Origin of the sequence: Streptococcus mitis, assembly GCF_005144795.1 — a bacterium.
Lineage (GTDB): Bacteria > Bacillota > Bacilli > Lactobacillales > Streptococcaceae > Streptococcus > Streptococcus mitis_BB.
This window is the reverse complement of sequence record NZ_SWFJ01000009.1, coordinates 45,627-67,809: the sequence shown is the minus strand read 5'-3', so window position 1 is coordinate 67,809 and position 22,183 is coordinate 45,627. Positions and strand designations below refer to the sequence as shown.

The 22,183-nt window shown below is 37.8% G+C and carries 22 protein-coding genes and 1 pseudogene; 21 read left to right on the top strand and 2 right to left on the bottom strand.

All coding sequences use genetic code 11. The features are described from left to right. The first annotated feature begins 9 nt into the window (after positions 1-9). The 9 genes from FBF73_RS07415 (at position 10) to FBF73_RS07375 (ending at position 5,457) form a co-directional block, all read left to right on the top strand. Complete coding sequence (locus tag FBF73_RS07415) at positions 10-855, top strand: phage replisome organizer N-terminal domain-containing protein (RefSeq protein WP_136937392.1); 846 nt, start codon at positions 10-12, stop codon at positions 853-855. A 12-nt stretch (positions 856-867) separates the two neighbouring features. After that, the gene (locus FBF73_RS07410) at positions 868-1,722 is read left to right on the top strand and encodes an ATP-binding protein (protein WP_136937391.1); all 855 of its coding nucleotides are present in this window, start codon (positions 868-870) and stop codon (positions 1,720-1,722) included. Between the two features lie 457 nt (positions 1,723-2,179). Then, the gene (locus FBF73_RS10005; protein ID WP_004263715.1) at positions 2,180-2,350 is read left to right on the top strand and encodes a hypothetical protein; all 171 of its coding nucleotides are present in this window, start codon (positions 2,180-2,182) and stop codon (positions 2,348-2,350) included. Positions 2,351-2,439: 89 nt separating this feature from the next. Then, entirely contained in the window at positions 2,440-2,835 is a 396-nt protein-coding gene (locus FBF73_RS07400; RefSeq protein ID WP_004263713.1) for a minor capsid protein, read from the top strand. A 12-nt stretch (positions 2,836-2,847) separates the two neighbouring features. Further along, positions 2,848-3,477 carry a hypothetical protein gene (locus FBF73_RS07395; protein ID WP_061865003.1) on the top strand — a complete coding sequence of 210 codons (630 nt, stop codon included), beginning with the start codon at positions 2,848-2,850 and terminating at the stop codon, positions 3,475-3,477. A 122-nt stretch (positions 3,478-3,599) separates the two neighbouring features. Beyond that, complete coding sequence (locus FBF73_RS07390; protein ID WP_061865002.1) at positions 3,600-3,926, top strand: hypothetical protein; 327 nt, start codon at positions 3,600-3,602, stop codon at positions 3,924-3,926. A 96-nt stretch (positions 3,927-4,022) separates the two neighbouring features. Continuing rightward, the gene (locus FBF73_RS07385; protein WP_061865001.1) at positions 4,023-4,442 is read left to right on the top strand and encodes a DUF1492 domain-containing protein; all 420 of its coding nucleotides are present in this window, start codon (positions 4,023-4,025) and stop codon (positions 4,440-4,442) included. 464 nt (positions 4,443-4,906) lie between these two features. Next, complete coding sequence (locus tag FBF73_RS07380) at positions 4,907-5,188, top strand: hypothetical protein (protein WP_136937390.1); 282 nt, start codon at positions 4,907-4,909, stop codon at positions 5,186-5,188. A 53-nt stretch (positions 5,189-5,241) separates the two neighbouring features. Further along, positions 5,242-5,457 (top strand): hypothetical protein, encoded by a 216-nt coding sequence (locus FBF73_RS07375; protein ID WP_088847271.1) that lies wholly within the window; start codon positions 5,242-5,244, stop codon positions 5,455-5,457. 283 nt (positions 5,458-5,740) lie between these two features. Here the strand turns inward: FBF73_RS07375 and FBF73_RS07370 are convergent. After that, positions 5,741-5,993, bottom strand: a pseudogene (locus tag FBF73_RS07370) (tyrosine-type recombinase/integrase); the annotation flags it as partial. Positions 5,994-6,670: 677 nt separating this feature from the next. On the opposite strand from FBF73_RS07370, the gene FBF73_RS07360 reads away from it, so the two are divergent. The 9 genes from FBF73_RS07360 (at position 6,671) to FBF73_RS07315 (ending at position 17,704) form a co-directional block, all read left to right on the top strand. Beyond that, on the top strand, positions 6,671-6,937 hold the full coding sequence (locus tag FBF73_RS07360) for a hypothetical protein (RefSeq protein WP_169435196.1): 267 nt from the start codon (positions 6,671-6,673) through the stop codon (positions 6,935-6,937). Next, on the top strand, positions 6,930-7,199 hold the full coding sequence (locus FBF73_RS07355) for a hypothetical protein (protein ID WP_136937388.1): 270 nt from the start codon (positions 6,930-6,932) through the stop codon (positions 7,197-7,199). Before FBF73_RS07360 ends, FBF73_RS07355 begins: the two co-directional genes overlap by 8 nt. Positions 7,200-7,243: 44 nt before the next feature. Next, on the top strand, positions 7,244-7,486 hold the full coding sequence (locus tag FBF73_RS07350) for a hypothetical protein (protein WP_136937387.1): 243 nt from the start codon (positions 7,244-7,246) through the stop codon (positions 7,484-7,486). A 38-nt stretch (positions 7,487-7,524) separates the two neighbouring features. Beyond that, positions 7,525-7,752, top strand: coding sequence for a 16S rRNA processing protein RimM (locus tag FBF73_RS07345; RefSeq protein ID WP_136937429.1), 228 nt, complete (start codon positions 7,525-7,527; stop codon positions 7,750-7,752). Between the two features lie 767 nt (positions 7,753-8,519). Further along, positions 8,520-9,326 carry a hypothetical protein gene (locus FBF73_RS07340; protein ID WP_136937386.1) on the top strand — a complete coding sequence of 269 codons (807 nt, stop codon included), beginning with the start codon at positions 8,520-8,522 and terminating at the stop codon, positions 9,324-9,326. Positions 9,327-9,347: 21 nt separating this feature from the next. Then, the gene (locus FBF73_RS07335) at positions 9,348-10,595 is read left to right on the top strand and encodes a toxic anion resistance protein (RefSeq protein WP_136937385.1); all 1,248 of its coding nucleotides are present in this window, start codon (positions 9,348-9,350) and stop codon (positions 10,593-10,595) included. A 434-nt stretch (positions 10,596-11,029) separates the two neighbouring features. Further along, positions 11,030-14,398 (top strand): type I restriction endonuclease subunit R, encoded by a 3,369-nt coding sequence (locus FBF73_RS07325; protein ID WP_240798246.1) that lies wholly within the window; start codon positions 11,030-11,032, stop codon positions 14,396-14,398. A gap of 158 nt (positions 14,399-14,556) precedes the next feature. Beyond that, positions 14,557-15,795, top strand: coding sequence for a restriction endonuclease subunit S (locus FBF73_RS10000; RefSeq protein WP_169435195.1), 1,239 nt, complete (start codon positions 14,557-14,559; stop codon positions 15,793-15,795). Positions 15,796-16,102: 307 nt separating this feature from the next. Further along, positions 16,103-17,704 carry a type I restriction-modification system subunit M gene (locus FBF73_RS07315; RefSeq protein ID WP_136937384.1) on the top strand — a complete coding sequence of 534 codons (1,602 nt, stop codon included), beginning with the start codon at positions 16,103-16,105 and terminating at the stop codon, positions 17,702-17,704. Positions 17,705-18,032: 328 nt separating this feature from the next. Here FBF73_RS07315 and FBF73_RS07310 read toward each other — a convergent pair whose 3' ends face one another. Then, positions 18,033-18,827: a hypothetical protein gene (locus FBF73_RS07310; RefSeq protein ID WP_124788410.1), complete on the bottom strand. Its 795-nt coding sequence runs from the start codon at positions 18,825-18,827 to the stop codon at positions 18,033-18,035. A gap of 215 nt (positions 18,828-19,042) precedes the next feature. On the opposite strand from FBF73_RS07310, the gene FBF73_RS07305 reads away from it, so the two are divergent. From FBF73_RS07305 to FBF73_RS07295, 3 genes are read left to right on the top strand one after another with little or no spacing between them, the layout of a single operon-like run. Next, positions 19,043-19,816, top strand: a complete 774-nt coding sequence (locus FBF73_RS07305; protein ID WP_124788409.1) for a hypothetical protein — start codon at positions 19,043-19,045, stop codon at positions 19,814-19,816. 13 nt (positions 19,817-19,829) lie between these two features. Then, positions 19,830-21,335 carry a serine/threonine-protein kinase gene (locus FBF73_RS07300; RefSeq protein WP_136937383.1) on the top strand — a complete coding sequence of 502 codons (1,506 nt, stop codon included), beginning with the start codon at positions 19,830-19,832 and terminating at the stop codon, positions 21,333-21,335. Between the two features lie 16 nt (positions 21,336-21,351). Further along, positions 21,352-22,002 carry a hypothetical protein gene (locus tag FBF73_RS07295; protein ID WP_136937382.1) on the top strand — a complete coding sequence of 217 codons (651 nt, stop codon included), beginning with the start codon at positions 21,352-21,354 and terminating at the stop codon, positions 22,000-22,002. Positions 22,003-22,183 lie beyond the last annotated feature (181 nt).

Genomic DNA, 22,183 nt, shown 5'->3' with positions numbered 1-22,183 from the left:
GGGGTAAAAGTGGGAAGAACTAAAATATATTTTTGGCTAAAAATTGATAAGAAATTTTTTGATAATATTTTTATTAAGAGACTAAAGACAGTACCTGGTGGGTACACTATGACAGTTATTTATATTAGGCTCATGCTAGAGAGCTTGGAAAGTGATTGTATTTTATACTATGAGGGCTACTTTGACAATCTCAAGGAAGAGTTAGCCCTAAAATTAGATGTATCAGAAGATGATATAGATATGACCATGGCATACTTTACAAAATGCGGTTTAATACAGATTGACGAAGATAAAAACGCAGAACTACCCCAGGCTAAAGCCCTGGTACAGCAGGAAACCAACCAAGCAGCATATATGCGAGAATATCGGAAACAGCAACGAGAAAACAAAGAAAACCTTACAATGTCATCTGATAATCTTACATTGTTAACTACGTGTAAGACAGAGATAGAGAAAGAGATAGATATAGAGAAAGAGATAGAGCTACAGCTAGAGCAAGAAGAGGCTAACGCCTCAAAAAATGTTGGTGCTGGCGGTGGTAAAAATCCAATCTTTGAAAAACTCAAACAAGCTTTTGGTGAAATGTCGGTTAATGGGACAATCGTGTCAGAAGTTGAGGACTTGCTACAAACTCACGGACAAGCCTTGCTGATGTATGCACTAGATGAGACGATCCTGAGCGGTGGGCGTAATATTCGTTACACTCGTTCAATATTGGAGAGATTGCAGGGGCAAGGTATCAAGACTGTAGAACAAGCAAAACAGAACACCAAAGAGTACAAGGACAAGCATGCACAAAAATCTAATGGCGTTCCTTTCAGTGAGCTAGGTAAGGCTGATGATTTAGGATTTTAAGAGGTATGTGATATGCAGAAAGAATATAAAGTAGGTGAACGCCTAAACGAACGTGTGGAAATTAGTCCCCAAACTTGTCCAATACATGGTATTTACCTATGGAAAACAGTGAATAAGGTCAAGGCGACTGACAATACAGAGTTACACTATGTGTTAGCTTGTCCTATGTGTATGAATCCAAAGATCGAGAAAGAAAAGGCTGATACTGCTTGCCAAGAAGAGCTGAACGCTGAATTAGCTACTAGTTATTCCTTGTTAGAAGCTAGGAGCATTATACCTCCTAAATTAAAAGAGGCGAGCTATAAAACCTTTACTGTAAGTAATGATACTGACAAGAAAGCCCATGATTTTGGTTTATACTTGAATGAGTATTATTTTAAGCAGGGAGGAAAGGGGAATTCTATCATACAGGGTTCTCATGGTGTAGGTAAAAGTCACTTAACTATCAGTATAGCTAGAAAACTCAATGAGGATTTTAAGGCTATAGGAGAACCTAAGAGCGTGCTTTTTTATCCTGTAGCTAATCTCTTTAGGCTGATAGAGAGCGGAGTAGATTATAATGAGAACCAGCGAAACCAGGGGCAGATGATGAAACTGCTAACGGGTGTAGATTTTCTCTTCCTGGATGATTTAGGGAAAGAAAGCACCTTTGGAAATCAAGGCAAAGAGGCCGCTAATAGCCGTCAACGGTTTTTGTTTGAGTTGCTAGATAGTAGGGTAAGGACGATTGTCAATACCAATCTGACAGGGGAGCAGCTTAAAAAGACTTATGACTCTGCAATAGTAAGCCGACTTATGGAGGGAGTGGGAAGAAACTTCTTTACTTATCCAGAGACGGCAGAGGACAAGAGAAGATTACCTTTTTAGCACTCAAAACTACGCAGGTTAAAAAAGTATGCACTGGGTGCAGGTGCACCCTTAAAAGGTGCAGGCTTTGCATTCCAAAAATGGAACTCAAAAAAGCTCAAAAATGAGCTAAAGTACACTAAAAAGGGTAGTAAAAAGCGTTGAATAGTTAAAAATATCAGTTATATCAACGCTTTAGGGCTCCAAGTATTACAACATTTACTTATCTTTCAAGCTATTAGTCATTTTTGCTTAACAGATTTGTGACTCAAAAATGAGTAGCAAACAAAACTAATAACGGTTATACAGGAACCGAAGACTTTTCGACATATTTGTCGCTCAAAGATAGCCCTAAAATGGGTCAGCTTACAACTGTACCCGTTTGGACACTTGTTGTAGCCTAGCTATAACTACAGGCCAAACTATTTAATGTTTACAGGCGTACCTGGAGGTACACCCGAGATAGAGGAGGTTTAATATGATACAAAAGACAGAACAGCTTAAAGATTTGCTTGATAGAGGCTTTGTTTTATTCTCAAAAAATGGTATAATTGAGTCAGCCAAGTTACCAGAGTTTGGTAGTCTAATCATCAAAACACAAGATGGTAAACCCATTCAAAAGGAAACAAGGCAAAAAGAAAAAATTTAGCTGCTGACTAGAAAACTAGAGGCATGATATAAGAGTTTAACTGCTCTTTGTCATGTCTCTTTTTGTTTTAGTCATAGAAAGGAGGGACTTTGGGAACAGGAGTAAAAGTAAAGGTAAATCTAAAAGGTATTGAGCGTAAAGTAACACCTATGGGATTAGCGAGAGCCAAAGAGGCAGTTACTAATCAGATGGTTATGGACATGCACCGTTTTATACCTAGGCGATCTGGAGAACTAAGAGGAAACTTAACTAAGGCCAATGGGAGAATAGTCTATAATGCGCCGTATGCAAGAATGCAGTTTTACGGCAAGAAACGGAAAGGGTTCGTTTCAGATAAACAGCGTAAGTTTTTCTTTGCGAATAAAGAGGAACTACTAAAATATAAAAAAGCCCCAGGAACAGGACCGAGATGGGATAAAAAAGCTAGCGCTCTATATTCTAAGGACTGGGAACAAGTAGCTAAAAGAGCGCTAGAATTGAAATAAAGGAGAATTACCATGACACTACAACAAATAAAGGCACAAATTTACAGCCTAGGCACTTATAAGCAGCAAAAGATTGAGGCTTATGGAACAATGAAAAAAGAACTTTGGGAAAAAGTTCGAAATCAGGTTTTATATCAGTCTGAGGCTGAGCTACGCCTGGAGAACTTTAAAAAAGAGGCCGATCAGTACTCAGATACTGAGTTTGTCAATATTCTAGCTAAGCTAGAGAACTTTGAACAGACAGAACTAGAGAAAATTAAATCAGAGTACGAAACAGTAACGGCTGATAATGTTGCTGAGTTGAACTTGCTGAGCACTATGAAAGTATCGGAACAGGAGCTACTAAGTTACTTAGAGAAATACAAGCGTAACCCGTTGGCCATTAAGAAATTACATGAAATCGGAGCAGCTAACAACATTGCTTTACCTAGCTATATCCTGAAAGAAGATAGGCTAGCTGAACTGTTAAAGGTATTCAAGCAACATGCTAAGAGCTATCATGATACTCCAATCATTGATAGTAACGGTTCAGCAAGTGATCTAGCTTTCATGTTAGTTTTAGCTAGTGATGAATTAAATACAGCTTTAGAAACATACTCTAATCATTTTGATACGGCTCTAGGGCTATCTGAGAGCTTGTAAAACTAGTCAAAAGTGTATCAGCGATAAAATACCCTGATACACTTTTTAGAACGGTTTACGGAGCGTTTAGAGCGTTCCAATGAAGTATAATTTCCGAAACGAACACGGTGAGAGGGTGCTAAATGGAGAGAGATGTTAGAGGGCGTTTTTTACCAGGTAATCAAGTTGCTAGAGGTAATCGAGGGAATAGACAACCGAAGTATGGAAACAATAATGCTATGAAACACGGTTTATATAATCGTTATACAGGACTTTTACCTGGTAGAAGTGGCAGCCTTTCAATCTATAAAAATGGAGTATATTTAGGCTCTTTACATAAGAAATACTATCACATAACAGAAAAGGGCGAGATAATGATAGACGTACAAGTAGTACAACGCCTAATAGATGTTTGTGGATTGCCAGAAAGTCTTTTCGGAGATCCTGAGTACGTTGAATACTATGAGTAATGTCCGTTTTTGGACTTAACTAAAACAAAAAAGCCAAGGCACCCCGCCTCAGCTATAATCTCAATAATATTATTATACCATAAAGGAGGCCAAGGCATGACACCAGAGCAGGTAAAAGAAAAACTAGAGGGCGTCAAGTGGATCAATAAAGAAATAGAGGGCTTATATTTAGAGCTTGCAGCTTTAGAAAGTGGTATTATCAAAAAGCAAGAACTGAGCACTACCAGGGTACAAACAAGCAGGGTAAATACGGCCGAGAATAACCTTATAAGTGTTCTAAAGCTAAAAGAGGACACTTTACAGAGAATTGAGCGACTTACTGAAGAGAGAATGGAAATATCTAGGCTGATCGATAAGCTGGCCAATCCGTTTGAGCGTTCTGTTCTAAGGCTTTTTTACTTGAATGATCTCGACGCTTGGGAGGTTGCTGAGGAAATAGGGAAATCTAAATCTTCGATATATCGTGTAAGGCAGGAAGCTATAGAACACTTGGCTGGTCTGGTACATGCAGATTGATTTATACCTATGTAAAAAGTCCTAAGACTGAGTTTAAAAATACTAAGGTTTTACAAAGGTACAGGGCCTTTTTTCTAGTGATAGAACCCTAAGATTACCGCAAGGTGGAGAGGTTTACCGAGGGTTAGAAAACGGTGAGGTAAGGGTTAGGTACCGAAGTTTTACAATGGTGAGGTTTTGGTGAGGTATAAGAGTTGTGGTAAAATTAAGATAGAACAATGAGTACAAAGTAAAGAACTAGAACAAAGGTATCATTGTTTTAGAAATGAATTTAAGAGAGGAGTAAAGTCTATGAATTTGGAAGAAGCGTTAAAACAAGTAAGCAGCTGAAATCTTAAAAAGCCTGCTCCCTTAATCCCTTCTGAAATGACTGACGAAGAGCTATCACATTTGAGGTTTACTACGTTTTCAAAAGAAGATGAAGAGGCTATCATGGCTGAACTCAAGAAAAGAGGTCTAGTGTTATGAAATACAGTCAACAAGTATTAGACATGCTAAAGCAAGCAGTCAGTGGTCAGATTGATAATTTTTGGGATTTCTCCTTTAAGTTTAACGCCCTTTTTGGAGAAGATGAAGACTTTGCTGAGGCTTGGGACAATGAAAACCCTGAAATGTTTGACGCTCTCAATGACTTTGAGTTGATGATGTTCTTAGAGGAACATGACCCAAGTGATAAACAAGGATTTATCAATTTCCTAACACCTTACTACAAAAAAGCAAAACAGTTAGTAAACCATAGCTCTTAGTTTATTCTAGGCGTTTTTACCTGCAAAAAACACTATGGGAAAGGAGACCGTAAATGAGTAAACAACTTTGGAACTACCTACGTTCAAGAGTTCAGGTAGTAACTAGTGACGGTAAAGTCATAAAAGGTTTTGTCACAGATTTTATTGACGAAATGGACAATGATGAGCAAGATGAAATCACTATCCTCATTGACAATCCTAGCCCTGATGAACCAACTGAGATTTCTCTCTTTGAGACTGAAATCAGTACTATTCAAGAGGTAAAATAAAAAGCACCTATGACAGGTGCAATTTACTTGCTTACTGAACTCATCAATTTAAGTCCCCTTTTTGTTCCCCTTTATGTTTTCTCAGCTTATTTGAATTTAATAGTTTTTGAGAAAATCAAGTTAGATTTAGAGCAGGCTTAGGCCTGTTTTTCTGTACCTAATCACTGCAAGATAACAAAATGCTTTAATTTTAAGAAATATCTTACAGAAAGCCTACAACAGTGGGCTTTTTGTTTTGTCTTAAAATGTTGATCTCTGGGTTTGTCATCATTTTTGTCATCACTTATAACGAACTAACAGCTTTCTCATAAAATGAGGCGGCTGTTTTTGCTTTTTCTTTGGAGAGATGACTGTAAGTGTCCATAGTCATAGCTAATGTAGAATGACCTAGACGGTGTTGTAATTCTTTATATGGTATTCCAGAGTTTAGCAAGAGACTAGCGTGTGTGTCTAAAACCATGGAATCCAATATTAGGTACACCAGCATGTTTGAAACGTGTGTTTAAACGAGTGGCTAGTATTTTATTGTTTGGGTATTGAGGAAATAAGAGAAGTTTAAAAGTCTGTTCTTTTGGTTTTGTTGCTTACAAAATGATAAGCAGATAAGCAAAGTAATAACTTGCCTTAGTTGCTCGCAGAATGACAAGGAGATAGGAGAGATAAAAATGCCTCTTAATTCCTTACCAAATAGTATGGAGAATGGACTTGAACCAAGAGCGAACATCGAGAAAATGTAAAAAAGCACTTAGCATAATCTAAGCGCTCGAGAGTAGTGGACGGTGTGCCTGTCCCGTCATCTCATACTATGAAGTTGCGTAGCGACACTATCATTTCTACCTCACTTCTCTTTAAACTAATTATATCATAAATGAGTAGGAGCTTGACCACTGACGAAGTAGAAAAGAAGCTAAAAAGCTATTGTAATGGTATCTTGTTGATTGAATATTAGGCTAGGAAAGTTTATAATGAAGTTAAAGTAAAGGAGATTTCGTTTTAGATTTGATAATACCACAAAGCAAAGAGCTCTTGATTTTTTATAATCAAATTGATGAGTGGGTTGACTAAGTTTATCCAGACCAAGATAAACCTTCTTTATTGTTTAAGAAAGTACTCCCTAATCTATTTTAGATTTATTTTATAGTATTAAATCTAAAAATTGGTTTTGATTCCCTAGAACGCAAGTATTGAAATAATAATTATGGATAAGTTAAACATGAAAAATAAGATAATTGATGTTTATAAAATAGCGCATCGTCTTGTTTCTATTACTGTTGAGAATCCTGATTTTTCAGATTTGAAAATCAATCAGTTTGTTAGAATTGGGGAAAACGAGTATAGGGTACATAGTGTCCCTATGATTTGTGCAACTCCACCTAAATCTATCTTTAATTTAGATACTTTTACAATTGACTACACAGAGGACGACTTGATGAATAAAGTGGCGGTATTTACGCATAGGGAAGTATTTAAAGATGATTAAAATTTCAATCAATTTGTTGCTAGATGCGATTGAAGATAACATCAACGACGAAGAACTTCAATCTATCGATTTCGAGAGTCATATTAGAAAAATTACAAAAGAATTCCAGGGAGAAAATGGTGAATTCTTAGTAAAAGAAGAAGCGTTTGAAACACTCCCTTTGGACAGAGATAAAAAGGATAAAATCATTGAGCAAATAAAACAGAATAGTCAAAATGTTTTCGAAGACGATTTCGATACCTTGTTGCAATTATATTTTTGAGAGTCAAGAATAATTCCAGTGCCTTATTTTACAATAAATAGAAAATGATAAAGATTGATAAACAAATTATTACTATGTACAAAATAGAAGATAGCTCGTCTAAGAGGCAGTATTCTATTGTGAGTGGAGGTTGTAAAGGTATTGCAACTATCGATAAAATTACTTTGGAATATAGCTATGTTGGAGACGATTTAGGACAATTCGCTTCGTTTGTAAAAGATACTTTAAGTAAAAGTATTAAGTTAGGAAAAGAGTTGCCAGATAAATTTTCGTATGCCTTTGGATAAGTTGTGGAATATCTTATAGAGGAGAATCAATATATATGATGGCAATATTAGATGATTTACGAGCATTGTATGACAATGGTTGGGACGCTTCTTTTGATTATAAGGGTCAAGTATGTGGTATTTTTCCTAATTCTGTTTATGACATTGTAGTCGTGCTTGGAGATAATGAATTTAAAGTGTCATCTTTTGATGAGTTAATTTCTTTACAGATTAATGGGAAAACTTTGCTGGAAATCATGAGTGAGGTGGAAGTGCAATATGGTTGAAGGACACTAGAGAAAAGATAGGTAATAAATTGAAATGCACGGATTGAAAGTTGAGAAAAAGTGATATAATGAAGACATGAAGGATAGAGGTTGAGAATCTGTCACCAACGCGCCACTTATAGTGGGTCGAGAAATGCAGGAGCTCCGACAGTCCTGCCTATCCTTGCAAATAAATCAGCGCTTAGAAACGAATCTAGGGCTTTTTGCTTTGTCTTAAAATGTTGATTTCTGGGTTTGTATAGAGATTTGCTAGTGAGGTTATTGGTGTATCTGAGTCTATCTATGCCAATAATGACGCGATGTTGATGATATAAATCTGGTATGATATAATATTTTGCCCCCTCACTTTAAGGAAGGGAGGTGTTGCCGATGTTAGAAATTATCATCACAATTTTTCTAGCACCCTTAGTAGTCAATATTTTGACAACCTTGTTTGAGAAATGGCTTAACTCACGCAAGAAATAACCTTTAAGGGGCAATAAGCCAAAAAAACCTCAACGCGGGAACGTTGGGGCTTTTTGTTGCCTTGTTAGACAATTATCATCACTATAAGTTCATTCTAACACAACCCTTTCGATATTTCAAGCTTTTGTTTTGATATTTCCCCAGAGTATGTTTGTGGTTTGAGTCCGCTTCACTGAAATTAGCATATGCGCTTCTAGCCTCCATTCTACAGCAAAGAAATCAACTCTTTTCTAGGGGATTTCCGCCCTCATTTTTGTCTTTTGTGCTAAAATAGACTTATAAATTGAAAATAAGGAATGTTTATGAAATCGGGTAATGGTTTTTGGAAAGGTTGTCTCTATTTTTGGGGCTTCTTGTTCTTACTGGGCCTTTTGGTTCAATATGCTCTCCCACTTGCGGCTTGTGTCCTGCTAGGTTATGGTGGTTATCGTCTCTATAAACGTTGGCGCTATCCACTTTTGCAGGATGCCTCTCTAGACGATCGGATTGAGCTTTTAAAAGCTCGGATTCGCCAGGCGGACAAAGATATTCAGCAGTTAGAGGGAGTCTTGGTAGAGAAAGGCTCAGATTCCTATAAGAGTTTGGCTAATCAAGTATTGATCGAACTGCGAGAAATCCATCAGGAGGCAGATCGTCTCAAGTCCTATATCGATGATGATGTCTATAATCGTATTGATAAAAAGGTTCGTACAGTAAGGGCAAACATCGATGTTCAGCTAGAACGTTTGGATAGGGAAAGTCAGGTAGACCTTGAAAATGCGGAGCCAGAGGAACTAGCTCCAGAATTATCCCAGACCTTGGCCAATATTGCTATTGACCATCAGGCTATTTTAGACAAGATTGCTACCTCTGCCGAGGGGGATAAGGAAGAATTGACTGCCATTCATAGTTTGAAGATGGAGAAATTCCAAACGATTCTAGAAGGCTATTTAAAGATTAAGGCCAATCCTAAAAACTATAATCGGGCAGAAGAACGTTTGCAACAAGCTAAAGCAGCCATCGAACAATTTGACCTTGAGCTGGACCAGGTGTTGAGAGAACTCAATGAAACAGATATGCGTGATTTTGATATCAGTCTGCGTATCCTAGAAAAAGATCGTAAAGAATAGGTTAGAAACAAAGGAGTAACCATGACAGAATTTAATTTCGATATTGACCAGATTGCCAATAATACGGTAGCTAAGGTGGATAAAACAACCCAAATCATCGAGACCAATACTGGCTCAGACAAGACCTTGACCTTCCTTGAAAAGTTGAGCCCTGAGCAGCAAGAAGGAATCAAGTCGCACGTGCCGCAGTTAGTCGACCAGTTTGTCACCAATCAAAATGCTCTCTTAGATTTTGGGCAATCTGCTGTAGAAGGTGTGAACAATACAGTCAATCGTATCTTGTCAGAACAAAAGAAACTGCAGATTCCCCAAGTAGATGATCTACTCAAGAATACCAACCGTGAGTTGCAAGGTTTTGTCGTCAAATACAAGAACGCTGAAATTGCTGAGTTAGAAGAGAAGCCAAACTTTTTGCAACGATTGTTTAACAAGAGTAAAAATACGCTACAAGAATTTTACTTTGACTCAAAAACAGTAGAGCAAAAGCTGGATGGCATGGCTGCCGCAGTGGTCAAGCAAGAAGATGTGCTAGCTCGAAATATCGTCTCAGCTGAGATGTTGATTGAGGATAATACCAAATCCATTGAAAATCTAGTGGGAGTGATTTCCTTTATCGAAGCCAGCCAGACAGAAGCTGGCAAGCGCGCTGCCGAACTAAAGGCTCAAGTTGACCAACTCGATACAAGTACGGTAGAATACCAAACCAAGTCACAAGAATTGGCCCGCATGGCTGAAGTGGTCAATACCCTTGAACAACAACATACTGAGTATGTCAGCCGTCTCTATGTTGCCTGGGCAACAACACCTCAGATGCGCAATCTTGTGAAGGTATCATCTGATATGCGCCAAAAATTGGGCATGCTTCGTCGCAATACGATTCCAACAATGAAGCTTTCTATTGCTCAACTGGGTATTTTGCAACAATCAATGAAATCAGGTGTCGTGGCAGATGCCATTGTCAATGCCAATAATGCTGCCCTTCAGATGCTAGCTGAGACCAGCAAGGAAGTGATTCCGCAGATGGAGAGAATTGCTCAAAGCCCGACAGTCGCTGTTGAGTCTGTTACAAAACTGGCTGAAAGTCTGGTCGCTCAAAACCAAGGTATCGTCGCAGCTATTGAATTGGGTCGTCAGAAACGTGCTCAACTAGAAACAACCATCGTCAAGTCCGCAGAAATGATCAACGATTCTGTCAAACTACGCGATGAGAAAATCGTCCAAGCTCTTCTAGAACAAGGCAAGGCCGCCCAGAAAGAAGTACAAGAATAATACACAAGTCCCTTGTAAGTATAGCTTGCAAGGGATTTTGCTTGTTTTATACTCAATGAAAATCAAAGAGAAAACTAGGAAGCTACAGGCTGTACTTGAGTACGGTAAGGCGACGCTGACGTGGTTTGAATTTGATTTTCGAAGAGTATTAGTAGAAGTTTGAAGGTCAGGGAATTCTTGCTAGATTCAGATAGAATGCCCTAGAAAACCTTTTCACTACTAGTCTTTTATGATACAATAGAAGGAAGTAAAGGCGTTGTTTTTCAATCTTATCAACTCCTTGGATGAATGAAAAGGAAGAGTCCCTATGGTTTTCAGATTTAAGCAAATAACTAGCTTGCATATATATATATATATATAAACTCGCGTTTTCATACCCATTTTCAAAACCTACCAATCTTTTTGGTAGGCTTTTTGCGTTTTAGAAATGGGGTATGAACATGGCTTATACCTTATCAAAAGAATTAGAACAAGAGCTCATCGTTTCAGCACCTGAGTTGCAGGCTAGTTATACTGCCATTGTAGAATACCTAGAAGCTATCAACCAGAAAGAAGCATCTGGAAGCAATTCTCAGGAACTCCAGAACCAGCTTGCTATTCAGCTGAGACGTTTAGAAGATTTGGTGCAGGGCTATATCAAAATAAAGAAGAACCCGCATCACTACCTAGATGCAGATAAAGATTTGACAGCAGCCTATCAAGCCATAAAAGGGACGGAGCAAGAACTTCTCAAAAAATTGCAACATCTCAATCAAGCAGCCTTGCAGGATTTCCATATCAGTCAGAGACTCTCTCCTAAAGACGAGACAGCTATCCCTGTAGCAGGCAAAGCCAAAACCAAACAGGAATTGGCTATCGAGCGAGACTTGATCAACCAGCTGACAAAGGGAGAAAGTCAATGGGTGTATCGACCTGAGTTAAATACAGAAGACCTCCTATGGGGAAACTTTTTTACCAAGCTGGAAGCCAATAATGTCCGCATTTTGCAAGACCATCCCCTTACAAATTCAGAGAAAAATCAAATCAAAAACCAACTCAATTTCGTCAACTTCTACGAAGCAGCCAAGTGGATAGCAGGGGAAAATGGCATTGCCAAGGTGCAGGTTCAACGTGAAGATGCTAGTTTAGGCACCATTCGCTTGGAAGTCTTGTGGAGAAACAATGTCGCTGGTGGTAAATCCAGCTATGAGGTTGTCAACCAAGTCATCACAGGCGGAGAAGGGATTCGCCAGCGTCGTGGGGATGTGACTTTGCTGATCAATGGTCTGCCTATGATTCAGATTGAACTAAAAAGCCGTTCTCATCCTTACATGGATGCCTTCCGTCAGATTAAGAAATACGACCAAGAAGGACAGTTCAGAGGTATTTTTTCAAGTCTTCAGATGTTTGTCGTCTCTAATGTCACAGACACCCGCTACATCGCAGCTGCCAAAGCCAACAAGCTAAATGAGCGCTTCTTGACCAAGTGGGTCGATAGTGAAAATAGACCCCAACCTCAACTTTTTGACTTTGCTGAGTCTGTCTTGTCCATACCGAGAGCCCATGAGATGGTCATGCAGTATTCTGTCATCGATGATGACAAGAAGGCCTTGATTTTATTGCGCCCCTATCAGGTTCATGCTATTGAGGCCATCCGTGAAGCAAGTCGCAAGCGTCAGTCAGGCTATATTTGGCATACGACTGGTTCAGGAAAGACCCTGACCTCTTATAAGGTTTCGCGCAATCTGCTTCAGATTCCATCCATCGAAAAGACAATCTTTGTGATTGATAGGACAGACCTCGACCAGCAGACGACTAGTTCTTTTCAATCTTACGCAGAGAACGACATGATCGATATCGACGAGACCGATGATACACAGGAATTGGTTAAAAATCTGGCTTCTGATGACCGTCGTGTCGTTGTGACGACCATCCAGAAAATCAATGCCATGATTCGCCAGTTTGATGAAGGACGTCACCAAAAGATTTACAATCGTATCAAACAACTCAAACTAGCCTTTGTCGTCGATGAATGCCATCGCGCAGTGACTCCTGAACGCCAGCGCCACCTAGAGCACTTCTTTACAAATTCTCTCTGGTATGGTTTTACAGGGACTCCTATCTTTACAGAAAATAAGCGTGAACAAAAAGGAGACCTTGCTCAGACGACCGAAGAGCAGTACGGTGACTGCCTCCACCAATATACCGTCAAAGAAGCCATCCATGACAAGGCGGTTCTTGGCTTTAATGTAGAGTATCAGACAACCATGCCTGGTTGGGCAGAAGATGAGATTGACGAGGAGCGTTATGATGACGAAGGCCATATGCTTGCCGTTTTAGATGCCATTCTCAATCGCTCAAGACGCAAACTCGGCTTCCAAAATGGAGTAGGAAAAACCTATGAAGCCATTTTGACCGTCAAAAGCATTGCCCGTGCGCAGGCCTATTATAACCTGATTAAGCAAGTCAAAAATGGAGAAAAGTCTCTAAGCATATCGGAAAATGTTAAAAAGGTCTTGCCAGACTTTCCTAAGGTTGCTATTACCTATTCTGTGACAGAAAATGAAGCAGACTCCTATGTCAACCAAGACTACATGGAGGAGAGTTTAGAAGACTACAATGCCATGTTTGGTACCCACTTTAGCCTAGCCACCATTGCTTCTTACAATAGTGACCTCAACGACCGCTTGGCTCGTAAGAAAGAACGTTTTGCCTTCCGTGAAGAACAGCTGGACCTGGTTATTGTGGTGGACCGCTTGCTGACAGGCTTTGATGCCCCTTGCCTATCGACCCTGTTCATGGACCGTCAGCCTATGAAACCCCAGCATATCATTCAGGCCTTTTCACGAACCAATCGCCTCTTTGATGAAGGCAAGAAATTCGGCCAAATCGTCACCTTCCAAACGCCTGACCGCTTTAAAGAAAAGGTGGATGAAGCTCTGAGCCTTTACTCAAATGGTGGCGAAACCAGTGTCTTAGCCCCAGAATGGCAGGAGGAGAAGGGCAAGTTTCTGGAGAAGGTTCATCAACTACTAGCCATCGCTCCAAGTCCAGAGCAGGTGCCTGATTTGGATACAGCGACAGATGCAGAATTAAAACGCTTTGCCAAGGCCTTCCAAGAATTTGACAAGCTCCTATCCTCTATACAAGTCTATTCGGACTACGATGAGAAAGTCATCCTCAGAGAGATTGGCCTCAGCCTAGAAGACATCGAGAACTTTGCCGGCCAATATCAAAATGTCATCGAAGAGCTCCGTAGACGCAGAAAAGAAGACCAAGAAGATGAAGGTGTCCTACTGGATATCGAGTATGAGCTCGAATCCATCCGCACCGACGAGATAAACTATCACTATATCCTCTCTCTCATCCAAGCCTTGATTGAAAATCGGGAAAACCTCATTGGTAAAAAGGAAAAGAGTCTGGTAGATAACTATATCGAAGATTTGAACAAATCCAATCCCAAGTTATCCAGCCTCATCTCCAAACTCTGGCAGAATGTCCAAGCAGATGCCAAGAGCTATCAGGGACAGTCTATCATCCATAAGTTGGATGAGATGATTGAGCTAACAACTCAGAAAAAGATTCGTGAAACGGCAGATTATTGGCAGATAGGAGAGGATGAACTTCAGTTCGTAGTGGACAACTACCGTATCGGACGAGATAAGCAAAATGGTGAAAAAGCCATCACAGACTCTCAGGACTATCTGGCCTATAAGGAGGCCCACGGAGACAAGGCACTACCAAAACTCAAATACAAAAAAGCCCTCAAAGAGGACTATATGCGCATGATTTCAGAGGATATCTTACCCTTAAGGGGGAGATAAAATACCGATTTGACTTTTCTTATTTGCTAGGTGTTTAACTTTATCTTGTCAAATCAGCCTATCTATTGTTTCAAAATAGGCAAAATGGAAGAATAGAAATCAAAAAAGAAAATCAAAAGTGTAGAAATAGGAAAATGGAGTAATAGAAAGGGAGTAATATGACAAAACAACCAAGTTATCGCTTTGCGGGATATACTGAATCTTGGGAGCAGAAAAAGTTGGGGGCTTACCTTACTGTTTCAAAAAATAGAAATGTAGATGGTGAGTATGATAAAAGTGATGTTTTATCTGTTTCGGGTGATTATGGGATTGTTAATCAGATTAAGTTTCAAGGTAGGTCATTTGCAGGTGCTTCTGTCTTACCGTATGGTATTGTAGAAACTGGAGATGTTGTTTATACAAAGAGTCCTTTAAAAGCTAATCCGTATGGGATTATAAAAACTAACCATGGTAAAAATGGAATTGTTTCCACATTGTATGCTATTTATAAAGTTAATAATGGTTCAAATGGAATATTTGTGGAGTATTATTTTGATGACAATTTACGATTAAATAAATATTTGAAACCATTAGTTAATAAAGGAGCAAAAAATGACATGAAAGTCACTGATGAAAATGTTTTAAAAGGTGATGTCATTTTCCCCTCCCTCCCCGAACAAACTGCCATCGGTTCTTTCTTCCAAGATATTGACCAACTTATTAGTCTTCAACAGCGTAAGTTAGAGGTACTCAAGGAGCAGAAGAAAACCTACCTCAAACTCCTCTTCCCAGCCAAAGGACAAACCAAACCAGCCCTTCGCTTCGCAGGATTTGAAGATGAATGGAAGGAAGTGAAGTTGGGGGAAGTTGGAGAAACTTATACAGGATTATCGGGTAAAACTAAAGAAGACTTTGGACATGGGGAAGGAAAATTTATAACTTATGTGAACGTGTTCAATAATCCGTTAACAGATTTATACGGATTAGACAGTATTGAGATAGATGATAAACAGAGAAGGGTGCAGTATGGAGATGTATTATTTACGACTTCATCAGAAACACCTGAAGATGTTGGTTTGAGTTCAGTTTGGATGGGAACGGAAGATAATGTGTATCTGAATAGTTTTTGTTTTGGCTATCGTCCCCAAAAAGGTATATTTGACCTGTACTACCTAGCTTTTGTATTACGCTCTTTTAGTGTAAGAAAAGAGTTTATGTTATTAGCTCAAGGAATTTCAAGATTTAATATCTCAAAAACAAAAGTCATGGATATGTCTATTCATGTCCCCTCTCTCCCTGAACAAGAAGCCATCGGTTATTTCTTCCAAGACCTAGATAAGGCTATTGCCAAGCAAGAGGAAAAAGTCAACCAGCTCAAAGAAAACAAACAAACCCTACTCAGAAAAATGTTTATCTAAGATACAAAGACCGTAAAAAGCCCAGTAATTCGTTTTTAAAGAGTTTATTGTAAAATGAGCGCGAACGAAGTGAGCTTTTAGAGGATATTTTCCGCCATAGTGATATCCTATACAATAACAAAGTTATTGTATAGGACGGGATTTTTGAGACTCTGGGCTCAAAAATTAGGGATGAAATTCCTTGGATTTCTAAAATCATCCACTGGATAATTTTACCTCCCGTCCGCACTATTTAAGGAAAATATAAAAAAGAAAAATATTTTAAAACATGGAATACTACTAACAACATACATTGATAGGAGACCCTATGTCACAAACAGATTTATCAAGACAACTCTACCAATCCCTCTGGAATGCGGCAGATATCCTGCGTGGCCAGATGGAAGCCAATGAATACAAGTCCTATCTCTTGGGCTTGATTTTCTACAAGTACCTATCCGACAACATCCTCCAAGCCGTCTGTGATAACTTGGACGAGACCTTTGAGTCCTTCCAGCAAGCCCAGCTTCTCTACGAGGAAAACTTTGCGGATACAGATGTCAGTGAAGACCTCATCGAGGTCTTAAATGACGATCTGGGCTATGTGATTGATCCTTCTCTAACCTTTACCAAGCTGGTTCAGTCTATTCACGAAGGAACCTTTCAGCTAGAATCCCTAGCCCAAAGTTTCCGTGATATCGAGCAGGCAAATGAAAAATTTGAAAATCTCTTCGAAGATATTGACCTCTATGCGAAAAAGCTAGGTAACACGCCACAAAAGCAAAACAAGACCATCTCTGAGGTTATGAAACAGCTCAACGACCTCAATGTCTCTGGTCATGCTGGTGATATCTTGGGTGATGCTTATGAGTACCTGATTGGTCAATTTGCCAGCGATTCTGGGAAAAAGGCTGGTGAGTTCTATACACCTCAAGCAGTTTCTCACCTTATGACTCAGATTGTCTTTGCAGGGCGGGAGCATCAAAAGGGCATGTCGGTTTACGACCCGACCATGGGTTCTGGTTCCCTCTTGCTCAATGCCAAGCGCTATAGTAAGGAATCTTCGACGATTTCTTACTACGGTCAAGAGTTGATTACTTCGACATTCAACCTTGCTCGCATGAATATGATGCTTCATGGGGTTGCGATTGAGAACTATCACCTCAGCAACCACGACACTCTAGACGAAGATTGGCCAACTACCGAGCCGACAGACTTTGATGGGGTTTTGATGAACCCACCTTATTCACTGAAGTGGTCAGCAGATAGTGGCTTCCTGCAAGATCCTCGCTTTTCAAGCTATGGAGTTCTTGCACCTAAGTCCAAAGCAGATTTTGCCTTCCTTCTTCACGGTTTTTACCACCTCAAGCATAATGGAGTCATGGCCATTGTTCTTCCTCACGGAGTCCTTTTCCGAGGAGCAGCCGAACAAAAGATTCGCCAGCACCTGCTAGAAGAAGGCGCTATTGATACAGTTATCGGCTTGCCAGCAAATATCTTCTACAACACCTCTATCCCGACAACCATTATTATCCTTAAAAAGAATCGCACTAACAAGGATGTCTTCTTTATCGATGCCTCAAAAGAGTTTGAAAAAGGGAAAAATCAAAACAATATGACCGAAGACCATATTGCCAAGATTTTGGAGACCTATCAAAAACGTGAGAATGTCGAGAAATTTGCCCATCTAGCCAGCTTTGAAGAGATTGTCGAAAACGACTACAACCTCAACATTCCACGCTATGTCGATACCTTTGAGGAAGAACCCGTTGTTCCCCTAGCAGACCTCGCAGACCAGCTCGCAGAGATTGATAAAGAGATTGGAGAAGTCGAAGCCAGACTCGCACACATGCGCCGCCAGCTAGTAGGCACAACACCAGAAGCCCAAGCAGAATTAACCGCCTATCTCGAAAAATTGAATGAGATTTAGAGAGTAGGGGAAGAATGAAAACATCTCGTATAAATTGTACGAGATATTTTTGGATTTTGCTGTATTACACATCATGTATAATACAGGTGAAAAATGATGATATCGGTTAAGTAAAGTGCAGCAAAGTGCTAAAATTACCTGATTCAAATCAGTTTTACAAAAAAGATTGTAGGATAAGTAGAGTTTGAATTGAAATATAAGATAATTAACCAAAAGAAAAAACGCTTGAAATGACCTACACCCCAAAAGTTAGACAGAAAAAATCTAACTTTTGGGGTGCAGGTCACTATAAGAATAGTTGCTACAGGATTGTATGAAGAAGTTTAATTTATAGTTGAATTACTTTTAATAGCTTAGAATGAATTATTTTCCCATTAAAATACGATAATTTTTTTTCGATTTCAGAGATAAAAGCTATTCTAGCAGGAACAGATTTTTCCTTAGAATTATTTACATCGAAATCTTGCTCGCAAGGAATAAAGTTTAATTCATCCGATAAATGATTGAAAACAATTTTTGGAATTTTTAAACTACATAGATAATACCTAGTTTCATCATTTCGAAAAATTCTTAGGTAGAAGTTGTTCCACTTATCTTGCACTAGAAACAATCTGCATTCTCCATAATACATTACAAGATGGTCAGATTCTTCCATTTTTCTTAACTGTAATGATCTTCGAGGCAAGTATTTTCTAATACCATTTTCATTTGTCAATTCGTAATTTTCATCATCACCTTCATCAACCTCAACATCATCATTAGGATTTTGATTTTGAGGTAGATTTACCACAATTATTCTATCATCTAAAATACGTTCTAACATTTGTTCAGCTCTGTCAGGAGCGATTTGATCATAGAATACTCTTAATTCTCTTCTAGCAGCAGGTTTAAGTAAGTACTCACAATTTTCTGTATGAACAGAGTTGGGGTAAGCAGCAAGGTAAATTCCATTACTATTCTCTTTTATAGATAATCGTACTTGTTTACACCCAGGACATAGTAGTTGACCTCTGTATCTGTCTCTTGTTGCTTGTTTGTTTCTATAGAATTCCTCTTCTAGTACGTGAAGTTCAAGTATTTCATTGTTGCTTATACAGTACTGATATTTATTTGTTTCAGGCATAATTATTCCTTTTTAATTATATAAATGAAAGGTAAAGATGTTTGTATTTTATTATACCATAATAGTACAAAATACTCTAATACATAAGGTATCCATAGTTGTTACTAAAGGGTAGGTGGTAGCATAAGCTAGTGAACAAAGAAATTATTTGTTGTAAGTGTATTAAGTGTAAAAATTTTAAGATGTTAATGTTATAATAAACTGGAGGAATTTTTATGGAAGAAAATTTAAACCCTAATATTGACCCACGTATAAAATTCAAATTGTTACCACCAGCTACTATTATTAAAAATTTTGTTGATGGAGAGCCCGATTGTAATTATGAGAACTATTTACTAGAGCTACTTAATAAGTCATCTCATTTTAAAGATACAGGGCAATCTCCTTTCTCTAAACCGTTAAATGAAAATAATGGTCAATGTGATGCAATATCGAAAAATTATGAAATAGACTTTAAATTATTATCATCTAGCACTAGATTACAAGCTAGTCATTTGTTTTCTCCGGGCATTAGCAATTATGGCGATGGTATAATTGGTATTCATGAAAGTAAAAAGAAATTCGGTGAAGTAAAAGCTACTCAGATTCATGTTGCATTCCGAACAAGAGATATATCAGAGCTCACTCGATTAGGGGAAAACTTTTTAAATATTAGAAAGTATGATATTGAAAGAGATATCATAAAAGTGTTGAAAATGCTTGAAAAACAGAAAAACCTTTTATTATTTTTTCCATATTCGTTTGAGCTGATTGATATACTCGAGATAGATAATTCGGATGATATTATTGTAAGCGCGTTAAATTATGATTTCCACTCACTATTTGAATACAGAAGTTTAAAAGCGAAGGGATTTGATACCTATTTTGTAACTATATTTCAAGATAGATTTTATATTTTTTCTATTCTTGACGACAGCCTCTGTTTAATTGAGAAAGTAGATTGTATGTTACTGCCTACATTTATTAAATTAAAGAATTATCATCTATAAGGAGGACGAGTTATTGATCAATCCAGATTTTTACAAAAGACTAGCAATGATATTCTGTGGAGATGAGACAGAGCTGTTTACTTATAAATCAGGGCCTCAGCTAGTTTCTTTTTTCAATACCCATTTCCATACTCAAGATAGTTATGGTCAGGGTTTTCCTACAAGATGGATATATGTGAATGACAAGCTGTTGGACTTTTCATCTAGAGGCATTATCAATTCATTTTTCAACCTTATACTCAGCAAACAATATCTTTTAACAGAGCGTCAGATAAGCGAAGTGGATGCTTTAGAGCAGCAGCAGAAAATAATAAATGAATTAGATAAAATTTGTTCTGTTTATTCTTTAAAAATCTCAAAAAAGGGGAATGAGTTTTATTTAGTGGAAATTGATGCAGATTTAGTTGAGATTGGGAAAGGGGGCTTCGCTGATATTTATTTCCAAAAATCTACAGGATTGGTGTTAAAAAAGTTAAATGAGGAATCTGTTAGACGTGAGGCTTTGAGAAGTAGATTTAAGAGAGAGTATGAAATAACCAAATCTTGTTCTGATATTGAAAATGTTATCAGAGTGTATGATTTTGATAGTGGAAGTTACTCCTACACAATGGAAAAAGCTGATTATACATTGGCTGATTATATTGAAGCAAGTGAGCTGACAGAGGACTCTAAGCTCAATATATTGCGTCAAATACTTTATACTATGTCTCTTGTCCACCAAAGAGATGTTCTGCATAGAGACTTAAGTCCAACCAATGTTTTCTTCGTGAATGGGATAATTAAGATTGCTGATTTTGGATTAGGAAAAAACCTAAATACTCTGACATCTCATCAAACAATGGACACAACTTCCTTTGGTCAACTCTTTTATTGCGCGCCAGAGCAATTAACACTTTTAAAAGATGCTGATAAACGAAGCGATGTGTATTCACTGGGACGTATTATTAATTTTGTTATGACTAAGAATCCTAATATTTTTTCTCATTCACTTCGTTCTGTTAGTGAAAAAGCTACGAATTTAGAACCTGATTATAGGTATCAAGATGCTACCGAAATGTTGAAGGCATTAAATGCATGGTTGAGCATTAGAAGCGACGAAACATTTAAGAAAATAATATGGGAAAAAATTAATCACGGTATTTTTGATGATGACATAGAAAACTATATTTATGAAATGCCAGCAAGAGAGTTATGTCAAGCATGCATCAAAAAAAGTGATGTTTTTATTGAAAGCTTAATGGTCTTTATGAAGTTAGATGATACGCACGCGATTTATATCATTCAGACGATTCATTCTAACTACGAGCAATATTTGAAGCGATTTGAAGATGCAGATCCTTTCGCCACTCTTTCTTATAGAATTTTAAAGGGACAATTTTCCTTCAATGTCAATGAAGTGGCTGCTCAGATTTTACACTATGTGGCTTATGAAGTTGGGCGCTTTTCTGCTCAGCATAATATAGATAACTTGATTGAAAATGGGATTGAACCAATGATTGAGTCCATATTAGAAAGGTAGATTAGGAGGAAATGTAATGACAAATGATGAATATTTCAATGAAATAGAGACATATTTTAATAAATTAAGAGAATATCGTGAAGAATCAAAGTCAATAGCTGCAGATATTATTGGTGAAAATTTTACTGAAGATGATATTTTTTTTATTTCTGCACTTAACAGACGAATTCAATTTATTGATGGAATAATAGACTTATTAAGAACGAGAAATCTGACTTGTGCAGGAATCTTAGTACGAACACAACTTGATAACCTTATGAGAGTCTTCGCGGCTTTTATATCAGAAAACAGAAGATTATTTATTAAAGAGACTTTAAGTGGTAAAAGTATTAGAAATTTGAAAGATAATCAAAACAGAAGGATGACTGATACCAATCTTAAGAAAAGGATGTCAGAGTATTATCCTGAGATTGAAGAAATTTACAATAAATCATCTGGTTATGTTCATTTATCAGAAATAGCATTTCATCAGGCTTTTTGGACAGATCAATCTGATGGAGATTTTCGAATTAGACTTTCAGTTGGCTTGGCTCCTAGGAAAGAACTAAATCCTATTCTAATTGAGTGTGCTGAAGTATTCTGTCACTTTACAGAGATTGAATATGGTTTTTACCAAAAAATCATTGATTCAAAAAAAGTTTTTGATAATAAACAAAAAGAGATTTAAAAATCAATATGAACCATGTTGAAATTGAAATATCAATCTTGATAAAAATAGAAGATTTAATAATAAGATAAAATGAATTATGAAGATAGAGAATATTGCTTCAAAAATCACATTAATCTCAATTGCTTATGATTTACATGGTGATTCGTTGAAAATTGATAATTGGAAACCAAAGATTGAA

Coding starts and splice junctions, on each gene's coding strand:
- FBF73_RS07410 (WP_136937391.1), top strand. CDS start 868: ATGCAGAAAGAATATAAAGTAGGTGAACGCCTAAACGAACGTGTGGAA.
- FBF73_RS10005 (WP_004263715.1), top strand. CDS start 2,180: ATGATACAAAAGACAGAACAGCTTAAAGATTTGCTTGATAGAGGCTTT.
- FBF73_RS07395 (WP_061865003.1), top strand. CDS start 2,848: ATGACACTACAACAAATAAAGGCACAAATTTACAGCCTAGGCACTTAT.
- FBF73_RS07390 (WP_061865002.1), top strand. CDS start 3,600: ATGGAGAGAGATGTTAGAGGGCGTTTTTTACCAGGTAATCAAGTTGCT.
- FBF73_RS07385 (WP_061865001.1), top strand. CDS start 4,023: ATGACACCAGAGCAGGTAAAAGAAAAACTAGAGGGCGTCAAGTGGATC.
- FBF73_RS07380 (WP_136937390.1), top strand. CDS start 4,907: ATGAAATACAGTCAACAAGTATTAGACATGCTAAAGCAAGCAGTCAGT.
- FBF73_RS07375 (WP_088847271.1), top strand. CDS start 5,242: ATGAGTAAACAACTTTGGAACTACCTACGTTCAAGAGTTCAGGTAGTA.
- FBF73_RS07360 (WP_169435196.1), top strand. CDS start 6,671: ATGAAAAATAAGATAATTGATGTTTATAAAATAGCGCATCGTCTTGTT.
- FBF73_RS07355 (WP_136937388.1), top strand. CDS start 6,930: ATGATTAAAATTTCAATCAATTTGTTGCTAGATGCGATTGAAGATAAC.
- FBF73_RS07350 (WP_136937387.1), top strand. CDS start 7,244: ATGATAAAGATTGATAAACAAATTATTACTATGTACAAAATAGAAGAT.
- FBF73_RS07345 (WP_136937429.1), top strand. CDS start 7,525: ATGGCAATATTAGATGATTTACGAGCATTGTATGACAATGGTTGGGAC.
- FBF73_RS07340 (WP_136937386.1), top strand. CDS start 8,520: ATGAAATCGGGTAATGGTTTTTGGAAAGGTTGTCTCTATTTTTGGGGC.
- FBF73_RS07335 (WP_136937385.1), top strand. CDS start 9,348: ATGACAGAATTTAATTTCGATATTGACCAGATTGCCAATAATACGGTA.
- FBF73_RS07325 (WP_240798246.1), top strand. CDS start 11,030: ATGAACATGGCTTATACCTTATCAAAAGAATTAGAACAAGAGCTCATC.
- FBF73_RS10000 (WP_169435195.1), top strand. CDS start 14,557: ATGACAAAACAACCAAGTTATCGCTTTGCGGGATATACTGAATCTTGG.
- FBF73_RS07315 (WP_136937384.1), top strand. CDS start 16,103: ATGTCACAAACAGATTTATCAAGACAACTCTACCAATCCCTCTGGAAT.
- FBF73_RS07310 (WP_124788410.1), bottom strand. CDS start 18,827: ATGCCTGAAACAAATAAATATCAGTACTGTATAAGCAACAATGAAATA.
- FBF73_RS07305 (WP_124788409.1), top strand. CDS start 19,043: ATGGAAGAAAATTTAAACCCTAATATTGACCCACGTATAAAATTCAAA.
- FBF73_RS07295 (WP_136937382.1), top strand. CDS start 21,352: ATGACAAATGATGAATATTTCAATGAAATAGAGACATATTTTAATAAA.